Origin of the sequence: Streptomyces sp. NRRL F-5727, assembly GCF_000719555.1 — a bacterium.
Taxonomy (GTDB): Bacteria; Actinomycetota; Actinomycetes; order Streptomycetales; family Streptomycetaceae; genus Streptomyces.
In genome coordinates this window covers 1-16,351 of record NZ_JOGX01000020.1, presented here as the reverse complement: position 1 = coordinate 16,351, position 16,351 = coordinate 1, and the positions used below count along the sequence as shown (strand labels likewise).

The following is a 16,351-nucleotide window of genomic DNA, read 5'->3' as shown; positions in this document are numbered from 1 at the left end:
TACGGGGGCGGCCCCGGAGGCCGCCCCCGTACGTCTTCGTACGCCTCCGTACGTCTTCGTACGCCTCCGTACGTCTTCGTACGCCCCCGTACGCCTCCCTACGTCTCCCTGCGCCTCCGGCTAGGCCAGCTCCTCCGCGACCGCGACGGCCTCCTCCAGGGAGTCCACGACCGGCACGCCGACCCGCTCCAGCGAGGCCCGGCTGTGCGAGCCGCCGGTGAAGAGCACGGCCCGCGCGCCGACGTGCGCCGCCGCCCGTGCGTCGTCCGCCGCGTCGCCGATGACGACGATCCGCTCGGCGGGGACGGCCAGCGCCTCCAGGTGCCGGACCATGTTCGCGGACTTGCCGTCGGTGGACCGGTCGGTGCGCCCGTCGACGCGGACGAACCGCTCCGCGATGCCGTGCCGCCGCACCAGCGGCAGCAGCTCGGCGTGCGGCGCGAGCGAGAGCAGCGACTGGGTGCTGCCGGCGGCCTGCCGGGCGGCGAGCAGTTCGGCGGCGCCCGCGGTCAGCCCGCAGCCCTCCGCCCGCTCCCAGTAGTGGCGGTGGAAGGTCCCGTCCATCAGCAGCCACTCGGCGTCGGTGGGCAGCCGGCCCATCAGCCGCTCGTAGAACTTCGGCACCGGGACGGTGTACAGCTCGCGGTACCGCTCCAGCGTGATCGGTTCGAGGCCCAGCTCCGCGAAGGCCGCGTTGGTGGCGCCGATGACGGCGCCGATGTCGTCGAGCAGGGTGCCGTTCCAGTCCCAGACCAGATGCTTCCCCGAGTGCTTCCCCATGGAGCGACGGTACAGGCCGCGGCCTCAGCCGAGCAGGGAGGGGATCTCCTGCACCCCGAACCAGAGCAGCTCGTGGTCCTCGGCCCCGTCCACGACGAACTGCGCGTCGTCGTCGCCCTGGTCGGCGGCGCCGAGCGCGGCGGCCGCGGCGGTGACGTCCGCCTCCGCGTCGTCCGCGTCGGCGTGCACGGCGGCGGCCTTGGCGAGGGGCACGGCGGCGGCGATCCGCACCTCGCCGATCGCGCCGGCGTCGAGCCCGCGGTCGGGGTCGACGGTGGCGTCCTTGTCGGCGATGTCGACGGCGACGACCACCCGGCGCCGCGGCGCCTCCGGGTCGCCCGCGACGAGCCGCAGCGAGGCGGCGGCGGCGCGGTTGAGCGCCGCGTACTCCAGCTCCTCGATGTCGTCGGAGACGTACCACTCGCGCAGCGCGGGCGTGACGGCGTAGGCGGTCAGCGGGCCGGGCCCGAGCTCGCCCGCCTTGTGCGCCTGTGCGAGACCGGGAAGGGTCAGAGGGACGTACACGCGCATGGCTGGCCGCTTTCGTAGTCGGAAACGCCCTCAGGATACGTCCGGCCCCACCACGCCGGGATGTCCACCCGTGGACCCTCGTCACCCTGATAGGCGAATCACCCTGCGTGTCCGCCCCGGCCGCGACCCCCTTGCGGCCCCCGGCGCGCACCCCGTACAAGATCCCCACGGAAAGTTACCGACCGGTACCACCGGTCACGCTCCGAAGGGACCGCCATGCGCCGGCAGACCACCACCAGCCCCGGAACCCGCCACCACGGCACCACCGCGAACGCCCCGCACCCGAGCGTGCCCGGACAGGGCGGACCGGCTCGGCGCCCGGGCCGCCCGGGCACCGCCACCCGGCGGGAGCTGCCCGTGCACACCGCCTTCGCCGAACGGCTCGTCGCCGTGCTCAGCGGAGAGCGGCCCGTGCACTCGATGCTGGGGCTGACCGTCGGGGAGGCGTACGAGCAGCTGGTGCGGCTCGCGCCGCGGACCGTGCCGCGCGGGCTCGGCGCCCGGCCCGTCCTGCGCCGGTGCGCCGCGCAGCCGCACTCCGGGGACGCCGTCCTGGAGGTCTTCGCCTCGCTCGCCGCCGGCCACCGCGTCCGCGCCCTCGCCTTCCGCCTGGAGCGCGGCCCGGACCACCGCTGGCGGTGCGCCGCCGTCGAGCTGGACGGCCTCGGCCGGCTGGTCGGCGGAGGCGGCCCCCAGCCATGACGAAGGGCCCCGCCGGACATTCCGGCAGGGCCCTTCACCAGGTCAGACCGTCACTTCTTGCGGCGACGCCCGCCCGCGTTCTTCTGCGCCTTGCGGCGCTCCGCCCGCGTCATCCCGTCGCCGGAGTCCATGTCGTCCGAGGCGAAGTCGCCCTCGACGACACCGCCGTCGCCGTCCACCGTCGGCGCGGAGAAGTGCAGCCGGTCCGGCCGCTGCGGGGCGTCGAGCCCCTTCGCGCGGATCTCCGGGCGCCCGCCCGCCGGGACGGCCTCGCCCTTGTCCAGGGACGGCGCGCCGGCCTGCACCGGGACCTCCTCGACCTGCTGCTCGACCTGGACCTCCAGGTTGAACAGGTAGCCGACGGACTCCTCCTTGATGCCCTCCATCATGGCGGTGAACATGTCGAAGCCCTCGCGCTGGTACTCGACCAGCGGGTCCTTCTGCGCCATCGCCCGCAGGCCGATGCCCTCCTGGAGGTAGTCCATCTCGTAGAGGTGCTCGCGCCACTTGCGGTCGAGGACCGACAGCACGACCCGGCGCTCCAGCTCGCGCATGATCTCCGAGCCGAGCTGCGCCTCGCGCGCCTCGTACTGGGCGTGGATGTCGTCCTTGATGGACTCGGCGATGAACTCCGCGGTGATGCCCGCGCGGTCGCCCGCCGCGTCCTCCAGCTCCTCGACGGTGACCTTCACCGGGTAGAGCTGCTTGAAGGCGCCCCACAGCCGGTCGAGGTCCCACTCCTCCGCGAAGCCCTCGGCGGTCTCCTGGCGGATGTAGTCGTCGATGGTGTCGTCCATGAAGTGGCGGATCTGCTCGTGCAGGTCCTCGCCCTCCAGGACGCGGCGGCGCTCGCCGTAGATGACCTCGCGCTGCCGGTTGAGGACCTCGTCGTACTTCAGGACGTTCTTGCGCGTCTCGAAGTTCTGCGTCTCGACCTGCGACTGGGCGGAGGCGATGGCCCGGGTGACCATCTTGTTCTCGATCGGCACGTCGTCCGGCACGTTGGCCATGGCCATCACGCGCTCGACCATCTGCGCCTTGAACAGCCGCATCAGGTCGTCGCCGAGCGACAGGTAGAAGCGGGACTCGCCCGGGTCGCCCTGACGGCCGGAACGACCGCGCAGCTGGTTGTCGATGCGGCGCGACTCGTGGCGCTCGGTGCCGAGCACGTACAGCCCGCCGAGCTCCTTGACCTCCTCGAACTCCGCCTTCACGGCCTTCTCGGCCCGCTCCAGCGCGCCCGGCAGGGCCGCGGCCCACTCCTCGACGTGCTCGACCGGGTCCAGGCCCGCCTGCCGCAGCTCCGCCTCGGCGAGGTCGTCCGGGTTGCCGCCGAGCTTGATGTCGGTACCGCGGCCGGCCATGTTGGTGGCGACGGTGACGGCGCCGCGGCGGCCGGCCTGGGCGACGATGCTCGCCTCGCGCTCGTGGTGCTTGGCGTTCAGCACCTCGTGCGGCACACCGCGCTTGGAGAGCTGCTGCGAGAGGTACTCGGACTTCTCGACGGAGGTGGTGCCGACGAGGACCGGCTGGCCCTTCTCGTGCTTCTCGACGATGTCGTCGACGACGGCGGCGAACTTGGCGACCTCGGTCCGGTAGATCAGGTCGGACTGGTCCTTGCGCTGCATCGGCTTGTTCGTCGGGATCGGGACGACGCCGAGCTTGTAGATCTGGTGGAACTCGGCCGCCTCGGTCATCGCCGTACCGGTCATGCCGGACAGCTTGTCGTAGAGGCGGAAGAAGTTCTGGAGGGTGATCGTGGCGAGCGTCTGGTTCTCGTCCTTGATCTGCACGCCCTCCTTGGCCTCGATGGCCTGGTGCATGCCCTCGTTGTAGCGGCGGCCGGCGAGGATACGGCCGGTGTGCTCGTCGACGATCATGACCTCGCCGTCGATGACGACGTAGTCCTTGTCCTTCTTGAACAGTTCCTTCGCCTTGATGGCGTTGTTCAGGTAGCCGACGAGCGGCGTGTTGACCGACTCGTAGAGGTTGTCGATGCCGAGCCAGTCCTCGACCTTGGCGACACCGGCCTCGTGGATGCCGACCGTGCGCTTCTTCTCGTCGACCTCGTAGTCGCCGGTCTCCTCGATGCCCTTCAGCGGGTTGCCGGGCTCGCCCTTGGTGAGGCGGGTGACCAGCTTCGCGAAGTCGCCGTACCACTTGGTGGCCTGGTCGGCCGGGCCGGAGATGATCAGCGGCGTACGGGCCTCGTCGACGAGGATCGAGTCGACCTCGTCCACGCACGCGAAGTTGTGGCCGCGCTGGACCAGCTCGTCCTTCGACCACGCCATGTTGTCGCGCAGGTAGTCGAAGCCGAACTCGTTGTTCGTGCCGTACGTGATGTCGCAGGCGTACTGCTCACGGCGCTGCGCCGGCGTCATGTTGGCGAGGATGCAGCCGACCGACAGGCCCAGGAACTTGTGGACCCGGCCCATCAGCTCGGAGTCGCGCTCGGCCAGGTAGTCGTTGACCGTGATCAGGTGCACGCCCTTGCCGGACAGCGCGTTCAGGTACGCCGGGAGCGTGCCGACGAGGGTCTTGCCCTCACCGGTCTTCATCTCGGCGACGTAGCCGAGGTGCAGCGCGGCGCCGCCCATGAGCTGGACGTCGTAGTGGCGCTGACCGAGGACGCGCTTGGCCGCCTCGCGGACGGTGGCGAACGCCTCGGGCAGCAGGTCGTCGAGGCTCTCGCCGTCGGCGTACCGCTGCTTGTACTCCTCCGTGAGGGCCCGCAGGTCGGCGTCGGAGAGGTTGACGAAGTCCTCTTCGATGGAGTTGACCTGGTCCGCGATGCGGTGCAGTTTGCGCAGGATCTTGCCTTCGCCTGCACGCATGAGCTTGTTGAAGACGGACACTGAGGCTGGTCTCCTTGCCGGTCGGGCCTGGCACTGGGTCTTGTCACGGACACGAGCGCGGGCACGGCAGGTGGTCCCCACCGCAACGGCCATCGTAAGCGAGACCACCCTCACGGAGGGAGGCCCGCAGGGCCGCCGCCGCACGTCCGCCCGCAAAGAGAACGCCCGAGGTGGTCGGAAGGTGCCGCCCCATCCGAAAAGTGTTCGCTTCCGTCCGGCCCGGTCCCCACAATCCGGGCATGGATCCCATCACGCTCACCAGCGACCGCCTCCGGCTGCGCGCCTTCGTCCCCGAGGACGAGGACGTCGTGTACACCCACTGCCAGGACCCGGCCATCCGCCGCTGGACGACCGTCCCGGACCCTTACAAGCGGGAGGACGCCGTCTTCTTCCTGAACCGGCTGGTCCCGGACGGCTGGCGCGACGACTCCGACTACAGCTTCGCCGTCGAGCCGCTGGACGGCGGCCCCCTGATCGCCGCCATCGGCCTGCACGCCCGGGGCGGCGGCGTCTGGGAGGTCGGCTTCTGGCTGGCCCCCGAGCAGCGCGGCAAGGGCTACATGGCGGAGGCGGTGCGGACCGTCGCCCACTGGGCCTTCACCGGGCTCGGCTGCGTGCGGCTGATCTGGCGCGCCGAGATCGGCAACACCGGCTCGCGCGCGGTGGCCGAGCGGGTCGGCTTCACCATGGAGGGCGTCCAGCGGGCCGGCCTGCTGCACAACGGCACCCTCCGGGACGCCTGGGCCGGCTCGCTGCTGCCCTCCGACTTCGGCCTGCCCAGCCCCGTCCCGTACCTGCCGCCGCGCGAGGCCCCGCCGGTCGTGGACCCCCGCGCGGCGGCCCTTCCCGGGGACTCCGGCACTGTCGGTCCGGGGGCCTAGGGTTTCCGCATGACGACCGTGCCGAAGACCGCCCCGCAGCCCGCTCCCCAGCCCGTCGCCGCGCTCTCCGCCACCGAGGCCCGCCGGATCGCCCTGCGCGCCCAGGGCTTCCTCGGCGCCCCCGACCGCCGGGCCGGGGTCCGGGGCGTACTCCGTCATCTCGGGCAGGTCCAGCTGGACACCATCTCGGTCCTGGCCCGCTCGCACGAGCTGATCCCGTACGCCCGGCTCGGCGCCGTCGGCCGCACCGCGGTGGAGGAGGCGTACTGGTCGGAGGGGCACGCCTTCGAGTACTGGTCGCACGCCGCCTGCATCCTGCCGGTCGAGGAGTGGCCGCTCTTCGCCTTCCGCCGCCGCGCGTACCGCGACCGCCCGCAGTGGCACCACGAGCTGTCCGACGGCTCCTACGCCAAGGTCATCGACCAGCTGCGGGCGGAGGGCCCGCGGACGGCGACGGAGCTCGGCGGCGCCAAGAACAAGGGCGAGTGGTGGGACTGGTCCGACACCAAGATCGCGGTCGAGCGGGCGCTGATGTACGGCGAGGTCGTCGTCACCGAGCGGCGCGGCTGGAAGCGGGTGTACGACCTGGCGGAGCGCGCCATCCCGGAGCCGCTGCGCCACGACGACCTGGACGACACCGAGTGCGTGCGGCGCCTGGTCCGGCAGGCGGGCGAGGCGCTGGGCGTCGGCACGCGCGCGGACATCGCCGACTACCACCGGCTGAGGGCGGAGCAGTTCGACGCGGTGGTGGCGGAGTCGGGCCTGGTGCCGGTGACGGTGGAGGGCTGGGGGAAGCCGGCCTGGGCGGACCCGGCGGCGCTGGCCACGGAGCCGCGCGGCCGGCACCGCACGACGCTGCTCTCCCCGTTCGACTCGCTGATCTGGGAGCGGGCGCGCACCGAGCGGATCTTCGGCTTCACGCACCGGCTGGAGGCGTACGTCCCGAAGCCCAAGCGGGTGCACGGCTACTTCGCGATGCCGGTCCTCGCCGGCGGCCGGCTGGTCGGCCGCGTGGACCCGGCCCGCGAGGGCCGCACGCTGGTCGCCAAGCAGGTCTCCCTGGACGGCCCGAAGGCGGTCCCGCCGGTCGCCCAGGCCCTCCGCGAGGCCGCCACCTGGGTCGGCTGCGACACGGTCCGCGTCGACCGCGTGAACCCCCCGGAGCTGGCTCCCCTCCTGACGAAGGCCCTGGACGCCTAGAGCGTCACCGGATCTCGCGGATCTTCTCCCCCAGCAGGGGGCGTCCCGAGGCAGAGGCTCACCGGATCTCGAGGATCTTCTCCCGCATGGCGTACACCACGGCCTCCATGCGGGAGTGCAGCTGGAGCTTCTCCAGGATGTTCCGCACGTGGTTCTTCACCGTGTTCTCCGAGATGAAGAGCTCCTTCGCGATGTCCCGGTTGTTCATGCCGGTCGCGACGAGCTTGAGGACCTCCAGCTCGCGGTCGGTGAGCCGGGGGGCCGGGACCAGGCGGCGCTCGTCGGTGCGCTGGATCATCGACTTGAACTCGGTGAGGAGCTTCGACGCCATCGACGGGCTGATCTGCGACTGCCCGTCCGCGACGGCGCGGATCGCGGTCGCGACCTCGTCGGTGGAGATCTCCTTGAGCAGGTAGCCGGTCGCCCCCGCCTTGATCGCGTCGTAGAGGTCGGCCTCCTCGTCGCTGATCGTCAGCATGATGATCTTCGCGCTGGGGGCGACCTCCTTGATCGAGGTACACGCCTCGATGCCACCGCGCCGCGGCATCCGCACGTCCATCAGGACGATGTCGGGCAGCAGGTCCGCCGCCTTGTCGACCGCCTCGGCGCCGTCGCCCGCCTCACCGACGACCTGGATGTCCTCCTCCTGTGCGAGGACGATCTCCAGGCCACGCCGGAAAAGCGCGTGGTCGTCCACGACCAGGACCCGGATCGGCTCCTTGCGATAGACCTCGTTGGCCGATTCCGATCCTTCCTGAGCACCCTCATGGGCGAGCGCACCGCGCTCGTGCCCGCTCAGCACCGGGCCGAAGCTGTCTGCCATCGTTCCTCCCCCTGAAGGCCGTGGCCTGAATTCGTTTCCGGTCCTCCAACCACTGCCCGGGAAGCACCGGTTGGCGTGCACGCCATGATTTCATGCCCCGGCCCTCCCGGGGTGTCCCCCCGGGCGCACAGGGGTGCCCCTGGGGGTCGCGGGAAGCGCTCCAGGGGCACCGGAAGGGCCGGCCGGTCGACCGTTCGACGGGTCAGCCGCCGAGCGCGCCGCCCGCTCCACCGCTGTTCTCGGCGAGCGGGTCGTTCTCCAGATGGATGACGCCGTAGTCGTAGGCGTGGCGCCGGTAGACGACGCTCGGCTGCTTGGTCTCGGCGTCGACGAAGAGATAGAAGTCGTGCCCGACCAGCTCCATCTCGTAGAGGGCCTGGTCGAGCCCCATCGCGGCGGCCTTGTGGGTCTTCTCGCGGACCACCAGCGGGCCCTCGCCCCGGACCTCGATCGAACCCATCATCGTGGTGGGAACCTCGCCGCCGGTCTCGTCGGCGACGAGCTCGCCCTGCCCGTTCAGCTGGGCGACACCGGGGACGACGTCGGCGACCTCCGCCGCGGAGAGCCGCCCGCTGCCCCGGCGGGTGTAACGCTTGTCGTGCTGCTTGCGAAGCCTGGCCTCCAGCTTGTCGCTGGCCAGGTCGAGGGCCGCGTACGGGTCGCCGGCCGACGCTTCCGCCCGGATGACCGGGCCTCGGGAGTGGAGGGTGATCTCCACGCGGTCCGACCGGTCGGCCTGCCGCGGGTTGGGCTCCTTGGACACCTCGACGTCGAGGCTGATCACCTTGCCGTCGAGCTTCTGGATCTTCTCCAGCTTCAGCTTCTCGGCCACGTGCTTGCGGAACCGCTCGGGCACCTCTGTCTTGCGGCCCTTGACGACGATGTCCACGCAGAACTCCGTTCCCGGATCGCCCGCCCGGCTCCTAGGCCGACGGGCATCTCCCTTTGCACCAGCCCCGGCGGTTTCACCGGAGCTCGGACTTGGCGACTTCGACCTCCTCCTCCCCAGTCGACAAGATCGCCACCCCATCGACGAGAGGTTAATTCGCCCTGAACTCCTGTCCTGTAGGCGCAACCATGTATGCGATGAGTCCGGGCATTCACCCGTCCTCACAACCGAACATAGCCCCTTCGGACGGGTGTCGGCACCCGCTACCGCGACTTACCTCCATTCGGAGGCTTTCACCTCTCACCACCTGCAACGATCCAAGTTTCCGACGAGTTCCGGTTTATTTCGAACGAAGCGGGAGATGATGCGATCACAGCCGCCACCCGCTGTTCGAATTCGTGCTGCGCGGAATCGCTTCGGCATCTCGCCGCGGTTCCCGGAGTGAACGGCGGGTATACGGCCCCGAGGGCCCGCGCCGCCTCCGCGAGCGTCGCGCCGGTCGTCATCAGGTCGTCCACGAGGACCACCCGACCGGCCACCAGGAGCCTCGCGCCGCCCGGCACGACCTCCAGCGCCCCGGCCACGTTCGCCCACCGCCCGCGCGCCCCGAGGCCCGCCTGGTCCGCCACCGCCCGCCGCTGCCGCAGCACCGGCAGCACCCGCGCGGACCACCCCGCCCGCCGCAGCCGCGCCGCCGCGGCCAGCGCCACCCGCCGCGTCGGATCGTGCCCCCGCGCCCGCACCGAGCGCCGCGAGGACGGCACCGGCACCAGCAGCAGCGGCCCGTCCCGCGAGCCGCCCACGGTGGCCTCCACGGCCCGCGCGAGGGCCCCGCCCAGCGCCCCGCCGAGCCCCAGCGCCCCGCGCTCCTTGTGCGCGATCAGCAGCTCCCGTACCGCCCCCTCGTACGGCACGGCGGCGTGCACCACCGGCAGCCCCGCCGGCTCCGGCGCGGGCCGCACCCGGCGCGCCCGGGCGCCTCCCCCGCCCAGCGCGCCCGCGCACCCCGCGCACAGCCCGGTACGAGGCACCCCGCAGCCCTCGCAGGCACCGGGCAGCACCAGCCCGGAGATCTCGCGCCACCAGCCCCGCATGACTCCACTCTGACCACCCCCGGCGCCGCCCGCCACCCCTGTGGACAACACCCTGTGGACAACCGGGAGGACCCGCCGACCCCCGGGAACAGCCGGCACACCTACCGGGGAAGCAGCACACCTACCGGGGAAGATCCGGCAGACCTACCCGGGAAGAGCCGGCGCACCCACCCGGGAAGAGCCGGCACACCTATCCGGGATAGACCGGCCCCGTCCCCGACTTCACCACCGGCTGCCAGTTGGCCCCCGGCATCAGCCGCACGATGCCGTCGTTGCCGGAGGCGGCGATCAGCGGCTCCGTCTCCTTGTACGGCGCCGCCACCGCCAGCACCCCGTTGAGGCCCGGCAGCACCGAGCTCGCGGAGGTGGAGCCGTCGGTCTGGAGGTAGCGGATCTGCTGCACCCCGCCGGCCTCCCGGCCGACCACGACGAGCCGGCTCGGCCCGGCCCAGGAGACGGACGAGACCGACTCCATGCGCGGCGCGGCCGCCTGGAGGTCCTCCACGGACACGACCTGCTCGTCCGCGCCGTTCTCCCGCTCGATCCGGCCGATCTGCAGGGTGGTGCGCCCCTCCCGGGTGATGAGGAGCGCGATCCGCACCCCGTCCGCCGAGACCCGCAGCGACTCGACCCGGGTGTCCTCCGTCAGCCACGGCGTGCGGACCTCGATCCACTTGCCGGTGCCGTCGGGCACGACCACCAGCCGCTGGTGGCCCTTGGCCCGGTCGGCGACCCACAGGTCGCCCCGCCCGTCCCAGCTGGGCTGCGACAGCCGGTCCTCGTGCGCCGCGCCCGCCGCGGCCGAGCTCCTGAACACCGCCGGAAGCTGTTCCTGATCGGCGGTGATCGACGACACGTACAGCGAGGCGCCGTCCTCGGACACCCCGGCCGCCCGGGTCCCGTCCCGGGCCACGGCGACGGAGCCCAGCGGCACCGCGCCCTTGCCCAGCGGCCCCGGCACCGCCTCCGGCGGCACCACGTCCTTGCCGCCGGGGTCGAGGGCCAGCATCCGGCCGTCGTCGTCGACGAAGTACGGCGTCTCGTCCTGCCCGGTGTCCCGGACCACCTCGAAGTCGGCCGCCTGGCCCTTCCCGAGCCGGCACACGCCGGCACCGGTGACGTCCTGGAGCTCCACCTGGTCGACCCGTAGGGAGGGCAGGTCGCCGAGCGTGACGAGCAACTGCGCCGCCAGCCGGCTGCACACCTCGCCGCCGAACCGGTCGGCCTTCACGTTGAGCGGCACCCTGAGGATGGACTGGTCGTCCGTCGTCAGCGTGGTGACGCCCTTCCGCAGCTCGGTACCGGACGGGAAGGGCGAGTCGACGGCCGGCCGCAGCCAGTGCGTCGGCCCCTCCAGAAGGGCCTTCACGGTCTGCGTCACCGGGTCCATCCGGGTGACCGGGTCCTGCCGCTGCCGGATGTAGACGGGGTCGGCGACCAGCCAGTCCTCACCGGACGCGAAGTAGTACTTGTTCACCGACCGGTAGTTCCGCAGGAAGTCGGCCTCGCCGAGGACCAGACCGGGCGGCAGGCTGTCGATCCGCCACTCCTTGTCCTTCCCGTTGGCGGCGGTCTCTTCCACCACGTGGATGGCCTGCGCGTACTCCACCGGGCTGTTCGCCCTGTACGAGTGCCGGGCGTCCACGGTCGCGATCATCCGGCCGGAGATCGGATAGGCGCGGCCCTCGATCTCGGGGTCCGCGTTGCGGTCGGCGGGCTTCCGGTCGGGGGCGGTGGAGAGCACCGTGATGCTCTGCTCCGGCTTCCAGCTCTTGGCGGCCTGCCGGGTCAGGTACTTGCGGGCGGTCGAGAAGCCGGGGTCGTCACTGGTCATGGCCTCCAGGAAGCCGTCGACGATGTCGTCCGGGTTCGCGTTCTCCCGGGGGGCCACCGCGTAGACCCGCACCTGCGAGTCCCCCGGGTTGGCGCCCCGTACGGCCTGTACGTCACCGCTGTCGGGCATGGTGGCGCAGCCCGTCGCCAGGAGCCCGCCGCAGGCGGCGAGCACCAGCGTCCGTCCGCTCCGTCCCCGCCCCGCCCGCCGTCGCGCGTCAGCGCCCACGTGTGCCGTCCTCCCGCTCCGCGTTCCCCGCCGTGCCCGTGCCCGTGCCGTGCGCGTGCTCCGTGTCCGCCGCCGTCCGGGCGACCACCCGGGAACCGTTGCCGGGCAGCGCCGCCGGGTCGACGGCGGCCGGCGGCGCCGGGATCCGCGGCGGCACCGGCAGCGGAGGCCGCTCCCCGCCCGGCTGGGCCGGCACCGACGCGGTCCGGCCGTTCTCCTGCGCCCGCCCCGCGGCGGCCTGCTCCCGGTTGCGCCGCGAGTCCTCGGGCTCCAGCGGGATCGGCGAACCCCGCAGCGGCTCGTCCGCGGTGCGCGGCAGCGTCAGCCGGAACTGCGAGCCGCCGCCCGGCTCGCCCCACGCCTGGAGCCAGCCGCCGTGCAGCCGCGCGTCCTCGACGGCGATCGACAGTCCGAGACCCGTACCGCCGGTGGTACGCGCGCGTGCCGGGTCGGCCCGCCAGAAGCGGTTGAAGACCCGGGTGGCCTCGCCCGGCTTCAGACCGACGCCGTAGTCGCGTACGGCGACGGCGACGGCCCCGCCGGCCGCGGCCAGCTTCACCACGACGTCCCGGCCCTCGCCGTGCTCCACGGCGTTGACGACCAGGTTCCGCAGCACCCGCTCGACCCGGCGGGCGTCCGCCTCGGCCACGACGGGCTGCTCGTCGCCGACGACGACGATCCGGGTGCCCTTCCGCTCGGCCAGCGGCTCGGCGCCGCCGATGACCCGGCGCACCACCTGCCGCAGGTCGATCGGCTCGGCTTCCAGGGCGGCGGCCCCGGCGTCGAAGCGGCTGATCTCCAGCAGGTCGGAGAGGAGCGACTCGAAACGGTCGAGCTGGTCGCCGAGGAGTTCCGCGGAGCGCGCGGTGACGGGGTCGAAGTCGACCCGGGCCTCGTGGATGACGTCGGCCGCCATCCGGACGGTCGTCAGCGGCGTCCGCAGCTCGTGCGAGACGTCGGAGACGAACCGCCGCTGCATCCGCGACAGCTCCTCCAGCTGCTGGATCTTGAGCTGCAGGTTGGACGCCATCTTGTTGAACGCCTCGCCGAGACGCGCGATGTCGTCCTCGCCGGTGACCTTCATCCGCTCCTGGAGGCGGCCCGCGGAAAGCCGCTCGGCGATCCCCGCCGCCATCCGCACGGGGGTGACGACCTGCCGCACCACGAACCAGGCGATCGCCCCGAGCAGCACCACCACGAAGAGTCCGGCGGTCGCCAGGGTGGTCTTCACCAGGTCGAGGGAGTCCTCCTCCTGGGTGAGCGGGAAGAGGTAGTACAGCTCGTACTGCTTGCCCTCGGCGTCGTTGAGCCGCTTGCCGATCACGAGCCCCGGCTCGGACGGCTTGTCGCTGGTGTAGTGGATCCGCCCGAACTTCTGGAACGGGGTGTTGCCCTGCGCCACCGAGTGCCGCAGGTCGGCGGGGACGGACCGCGCCGGGTCGACCTCACCGGAGGCGCGGGCGCCGCGGCTCGCGGTGTCGCTGGAGTCCAGCGACAGCGCCACCACGTTGAACGCGTTCTGGCCACCGCTGGCGAGCTGCTCCACGAGCGTGGAGCGCCAGTTCACCGAGGATCCGGCCCGTACGCCGTCCTGCCCGGGCACGGACGGCGTGGTCGCCGCCCGGTCCTGCGCGGCGGAGAAACCGCCCGCGGCCTGGATCTGGGCGGCCTTCTCCTTGGTGTCGAGCAGACCGTTGCGCACCTGCCCGATGACGACCAGGCCCAGCAGCAGCACCACGCCCAGGGACATCAGGAGGGTGCCCGCGACGACCCGCAGCTGGATGTTCCGCCGCCACAGCCGTACGGCCGGAAGCAGCGGCCGGCGCACCAGCCGGGCGACGATCCGGAAGACCCGTCCGCCCGGCGTCCCGTCCTGCAGGAGCCGTCCACCGCGTATCAGGCGGCCGGAACGCGAGCCCCCCCGCCCCGGTCCGGCAGCCCGCCCCGTACGGCCCCCGGGGTCCGGGGACTCCGGGGCAGCACTGCCCATGCTCATATCAGCTCGGTCCCGCCTTGTAGCCCACACCGCGGACGGTCACCACGATCTCGGGACGCTCCGGGTCCTTCTCGACCTTCGAGCGCAGTCGCTGGACGTGCACGTTCACCAGCCGGGTGTCGGCCGCGTGCCGGTAGCCCCAGACCTGCTCCAGGAGCACCTCGCGGGTGAACACCTGCCACGGCTTGCGGGCCAGCGCCACGAGGAGGTCGAACTCCAGCGGCGTCAGAGCGATCGACTGCCCGTCCCGCTTCACGGAGTGCCCGGCCACGTCGATGACGAGGTCACCGATGGTGAGCTGCTCCGGCGCGGGCTCCTCGGAGCGCCGCAGCCGCGCCCGGATGCGGGCGACGAGCTCCTTCGGCTTGAACGGCTTGACGATGTAGTCGTCGGCGCCGGACTCCAGGCCCACGACGACGTCGACGGTGTCGCTCTTGGCCGTCAGCATCACGATGGGCACGCCTGACTCGGCCCTGATGAGCCGGCACACCTCGATGCCGTCCCGTCCGGGCAGCATGAGGTCCAGCAGCACCAGGTCCGGCTTGGCCTCCCGGAATGCGGCGAGAGCCTTGTCGCCGTCCGCGACGAACGACGGCTCGAACCCTTCACCCTTGAGCACGATCCCGAGCATCTCGGCCAGTGCGGTGTCGTCGTCGACGACGAGAACGCGTCCCTTCATATCGACATCATCCCATTTCCGTATCAGTCTCAAGGCGGCTGGTGAGATACCTCACTGACCTGCGACGACGCCTCGGAGGAGCCCCCTGACTCCGTGTGTCCGCGCGCCCCGCCGCCAGTAACGACTGTCACCCCCGTGCCCCCGCGGTCGCCGAGAACCGTACCCCGCGCGGGGCCGAACGCCCACGTTCCGGAACAAGCTTCGTCCTCCAGTACGAGAAGGAGTTCCGGCCCGGTCCACGGCGGGGCCCCTCATGACACGATGGCAGCCGGCCCGCCGCCCTCCCGTGGACGGCCGCCGTGACCGAGCCGGTTCGCCGACCGGCACCGCGACCCAATCCGCCGAGGTGGACGACCGTGAACGACTCTCCGGGCTGGAACCCGCCCGGATCCGCCCCTTCCGACGGCCAGGACGGCCCCGCGATCCCCGGCCAGCCCGCCCCGCCGGAGCAGACCGGATCCGCACCCCAGTGGTCGAAGGAGCAGCCGCCCGCCGGCCAGTGGACCACCCCGACCCCGGGCCGCCCCCGCCCGCCGGCACCAGGCCGCGCCTGGGGTACGCCGCCGCAGCCCGGCCGCGGCGCCCCGCCGGCCCCCAAGCCGGGCGTCATCCCGCTCCGTCCGCTGGGCGTCGGCGAGATCCTCGACGCGTCGGTGGCGATCCTCCGCCGCTACTGGCGGACGGTGCTGGCCGTCACGGTCCCCGTGGCCGTGGTCACCCAGACCGCGCTCGTCTTCGTCCAGCGCTACCTCGCGACGAAGCCGCCCACCCTGCACACGGACGCGACGCCGGCCGAGCAGCTGGAGGCCCTCTCCGCGTACCTCCGGGCCTCCCTCACCGAGCTGGCCCCGACGATGCTGCTCTCCGTGGGCGCCTCGGTCTTCGTCAGCGCGCTGCTCACGATCGTCGTCAGCCGCGCCATCCTGGGCCGACCGGTGACGCTCTCCGAGGCGTGGCGCGAGGCGAGCCCCCGCCTCCCCCAGCTCCTGCTCCTCTCCCTGGCCCTGCCGCTGGGCGCGGGCGCCCTCGCCTTCGTGGCGATGCTCCCCGGCCTGCTGCTCGGCGGCGCCGGCGGCGCGACGCTCGCCTTCCTCGGCGGCACGGCCGCCTTCCTCGCGGTCATCTGGCTGCTGATCCGCTTCAGCCTGGCCTCTCCGGCCCTGATGCTGGAGCGCCAGGGGATCGTCCCGGCGCTGAAGCGTTCCGCCAAGCTGGTCAACGGCGTCTGGTGGCGGGTCTTCGGCATCACGCTGCTGACCCAGCTCCTCATCATGATCTTCACGATGGTCCTGACGATCCCGTTCACCGCGATCGCCTTCGCCCTCGACGCCGCCCCCTCGGGCTCCGACCTCAGCTGGACGTACCTCGTCGTCATGGCCGTCGGCGGCATCGCCAGCAGCGCCCTGACGTACCCCATCGCGGCGGCCGTCACGGTCCTCCTCTACGTGGACCAGCGCATCCGCCGCGAGGCCCTGGACCTGGAACTCACCAAGGCCGCCCAGACCGACTGACAGCCCCCTTTCCCTTTCGTCAACGGCTCCCGCCCTCCTCCTGGAGGACGGGAGCCGTTCCTCTTTCCCCTCCGCCCCGGGATGAAGGCTGGCGAGAACGCCCGTAGCCGCCGCCGTAAGCCCTTCGGAGTACGCCTCTGATGCGGACCCACATCCCAGGCCCCATGGGCCACTGAGAGTCCCCCAGGACCCGCGCAGCCACACCCACACCCCGCAACCGCCTGCGCCAGCACCCGCCCGCCAACCCGCCCCGGAACGCAGAAAAGCCCCGCACCAGAAGGTGCGGGGCTTTCCCACAATGATTGTTCGGCGGCGTCCTACTCTCCCACAGGGTCCCCCCTGCAGTAC

At 72.2% G+C, this 16,351-nt stretch carries 13 protein-coding genes; 4 read left to right on the top strand and 9 right to left on the bottom strand.

Annotated elements, in window-relative coordinates; all coding sequences use genetic code 11:
* Positions 1-120: 120 nt before the first annotated feature.
* Together IF73_RS0116385 and IF73_RS0116380 are read right to left on the bottom strand one after the other, a co-directional pair.
* Positions 121-780: an HAD family hydrolase gene (locus IF73_RS0116385; RefSeq protein ID WP_031008358.1), complete on the bottom strand. Its 660-nt coding sequence runs from the start codon at positions 778-780 to the stop codon at positions 121-123.
* Between the two features lie 24 nt (positions 781-804).
* Positions 805-1,311 carry a DUF6912 family protein gene (locus tag IF73_RS0116380; RefSeq protein WP_031008356.1) on the bottom strand — a complete coding sequence of 169 codons (507 nt, stop codon included), beginning with the start codon at positions 1,309-1,311 and terminating at the stop codon, positions 805-807.
* Positions 1,312-1,527: 216 nt separating this feature from the next.
* Between IF73_RS0116380 and IF73_RS37670 the strand changes: the two genes are divergently transcribed.
* The gene (locus IF73_RS37670; protein ID WP_234338250.1) at positions 1,528-2,013 is read left to right on the top strand and encodes an Rv3235 family protein; all 486 of its coding nucleotides are present in this window, start codon (positions 1,528-1,530) and stop codon (positions 2,011-2,013) included.
* 50 nt (positions 2,014-2,063) lie between these two features.
* Here the strand turns inward: IF73_RS37670 and secA are convergent, their stop codons facing one another.
* Complete coding sequence (secA, locus tag IF73_RS0116370; protein WP_031008353.1) at positions 2,064-4,868, bottom strand: preprotein translocase subunit SecA; 2,805 nt, start codon at positions 4,866-4,868, stop codon at positions 2,064-2,066.
* A gap of 239 nt (positions 4,869-5,107) precedes the next feature.
* On the opposite strand from secA, the gene IF73_RS0116365 reads away from it, so the two are divergent.
* Positions 5,108-5,749 (top strand): GNAT family N-acetyltransferase, encoded by a 642-nt coding sequence (locus IF73_RS0116365; protein WP_078868093.1) that lies wholly within the window; start codon positions 5,108-5,110, stop codon positions 5,747-5,749.
* Between the two features lie 9 nt (positions 5,750-5,758).
* A complete protein-coding gene (locus tag IF73_RS0116360; RefSeq protein WP_031008349.1) occupies positions 5,759-6,949 on the top strand; it encodes a winged helix-turn-helix domain-containing protein in 1,191 nt (396 codons plus the stop codon).
* A gap of 58 nt (positions 6,950-7,007) precedes the next feature.
* On the opposite strand, the gene IF73_RS0116355 is transcribed toward IF73_RS0116360, so the two are convergent.
* From IF73_RS0116355 to mtrA, 6 genes are all read right to left on the bottom strand, one after another.
* Positions 7,008-7,772, bottom strand: a complete 765-nt coding sequence (locus IF73_RS0116355; protein WP_031008347.1) for a response regulator — start codon at positions 7,770-7,772, stop codon at positions 7,008-7,010.
* 202 nt (positions 7,773-7,974) lie between these two features.
* Positions 7,975-8,661: a ribosome hibernation-promoting factor, HPF/YfiA family gene (gene hpf, locus IF73_RS0116350; protein WP_031008345.1), complete on the bottom strand. Its 687-nt coding sequence runs from the start codon at positions 8,659-8,661 to the stop codon at positions 7,975-7,977.
* A gap of 293 nt (positions 8,662-8,954) precedes the next feature.
* Entirely contained in the window at positions 8,955-9,755 is an 801-nt protein-coding gene (locus tag IF73_RS0116345; protein WP_031008343.1) for a ComF family protein, read from the bottom strand.
* A 190-nt stretch (positions 9,756-9,945) separates the two neighbouring features.
* Positions 9,946-11,817 carry an LpqB family beta-propeller domain-containing protein gene (locus IF73_RS0116340; protein WP_031008342.1) on the bottom strand — a complete coding sequence of 624 codons (1,872 nt, stop codon included), beginning with the start codon at positions 11,815-11,817 and terminating at the stop codon, positions 9,946-9,948.
* On the bottom strand, positions 11,807-13,813 hold the full coding sequence (gene mtrB, locus IF73_RS0116335) for an MtrAB system histidine kinase MtrB (protein ID WP_078868090.1): 2,007 nt from the start codon (positions 13,811-13,813) through the stop codon (positions 11,807-11,809). Before mtrB ends, IF73_RS0116340 begins: the two co-directional genes overlap by 11 nt.
* 1 nt (position 13,814) lies before the next feature.
* Positions 13,815-14,492 (bottom strand): two-component system response regulator MtrA, encoded by a 678-nt coding sequence (mtrA, locus tag IF73_RS0116330; RefSeq protein ID WP_030498730.1) that lies wholly within the window; start codon positions 14,490-14,492, stop codon positions 13,815-13,817.
* Between the two features lie 356 nt (positions 14,493-14,848).
* On the opposite strand from mtrA, the gene IF73_RS0116325 reads away from it, so the two are divergent.
* The gene (locus tag IF73_RS0116325) at positions 14,849-16,003 is read left to right on the top strand and encodes a glycerophosphoryl diester phosphodiesterase membrane domain-containing protein (protein WP_031008337.1); all 1,155 of its coding nucleotides are present in this window, start codon (positions 14,849-14,851) and stop codon (positions 16,001-16,003) included.
* The last annotated feature ends 348 nt before the right edge of the window (positions 16,004-16,351 follow it).

Excerpts from the sequence above, each read along its gene's own strand:
- IF73_RS0116385 (WP_031008358.1), bottom strand. The coding sequence starts at position 780 with ATGGGGAAGCACTCGGGGAAGCATCTGGTCTGGGACTGGAACGGCACC.
- IF73_RS0116380 (WP_031008356.1), bottom strand. The coding sequence starts at position 1,311 with ATGCGCGTGTACGTCCCTCTGACCCTTCCCGGTCTCGCACAGGCGCAC.
- IF73_RS37670 (WP_234338250.1), top strand. The coding sequence starts at position 1,528 with ATGCGCCGGCAGACCACCACCAGCCCCGGAACCCGCCACCACGGCACC.
- IF73_RS0116365 (WP_078868093.1), top strand. The coding sequence starts at position 5,108 with ATGGATCCCATCACGCTCACCAGCGACCGCCTCCGGCTGCGCGCCTTC.
- IF73_RS0116360 (WP_031008349.1), top strand. The coding sequence starts at position 5,759 with ATGACGACCGTGCCGAAGACCGCCCCGCAGCCCGCTCCCCAGCCCGTC.
- IF73_RS0116355 (WP_031008347.1), bottom strand. The coding sequence starts at position 7,772 with ATGGCAGACAGCTTCGGCCCGGTGCTGAGCGGGCACGAGCGCGGTGCG.
- IF73_RS0116345 (WP_031008343.1), bottom strand. The coding sequence starts at position 9,755 with ATGCGGGGCTGGTGGCGCGAGATCTCCGGGCTGGTGCTGCCCGGTGCC.
- mtrB (WP_078868090.1), bottom strand. The coding sequence starts at position 13,813 with ATGAGCATGGGCAGTGCTGCCCCGGAGTCCCCGGACCCCGGGGGCCGT.
- mtrA (WP_030498730.1), bottom strand. The coding sequence starts at position 14,492 with ATGAAGGGACGCGTTCTCGTCGTCGACGACGACACCGCACTGGCCGAG.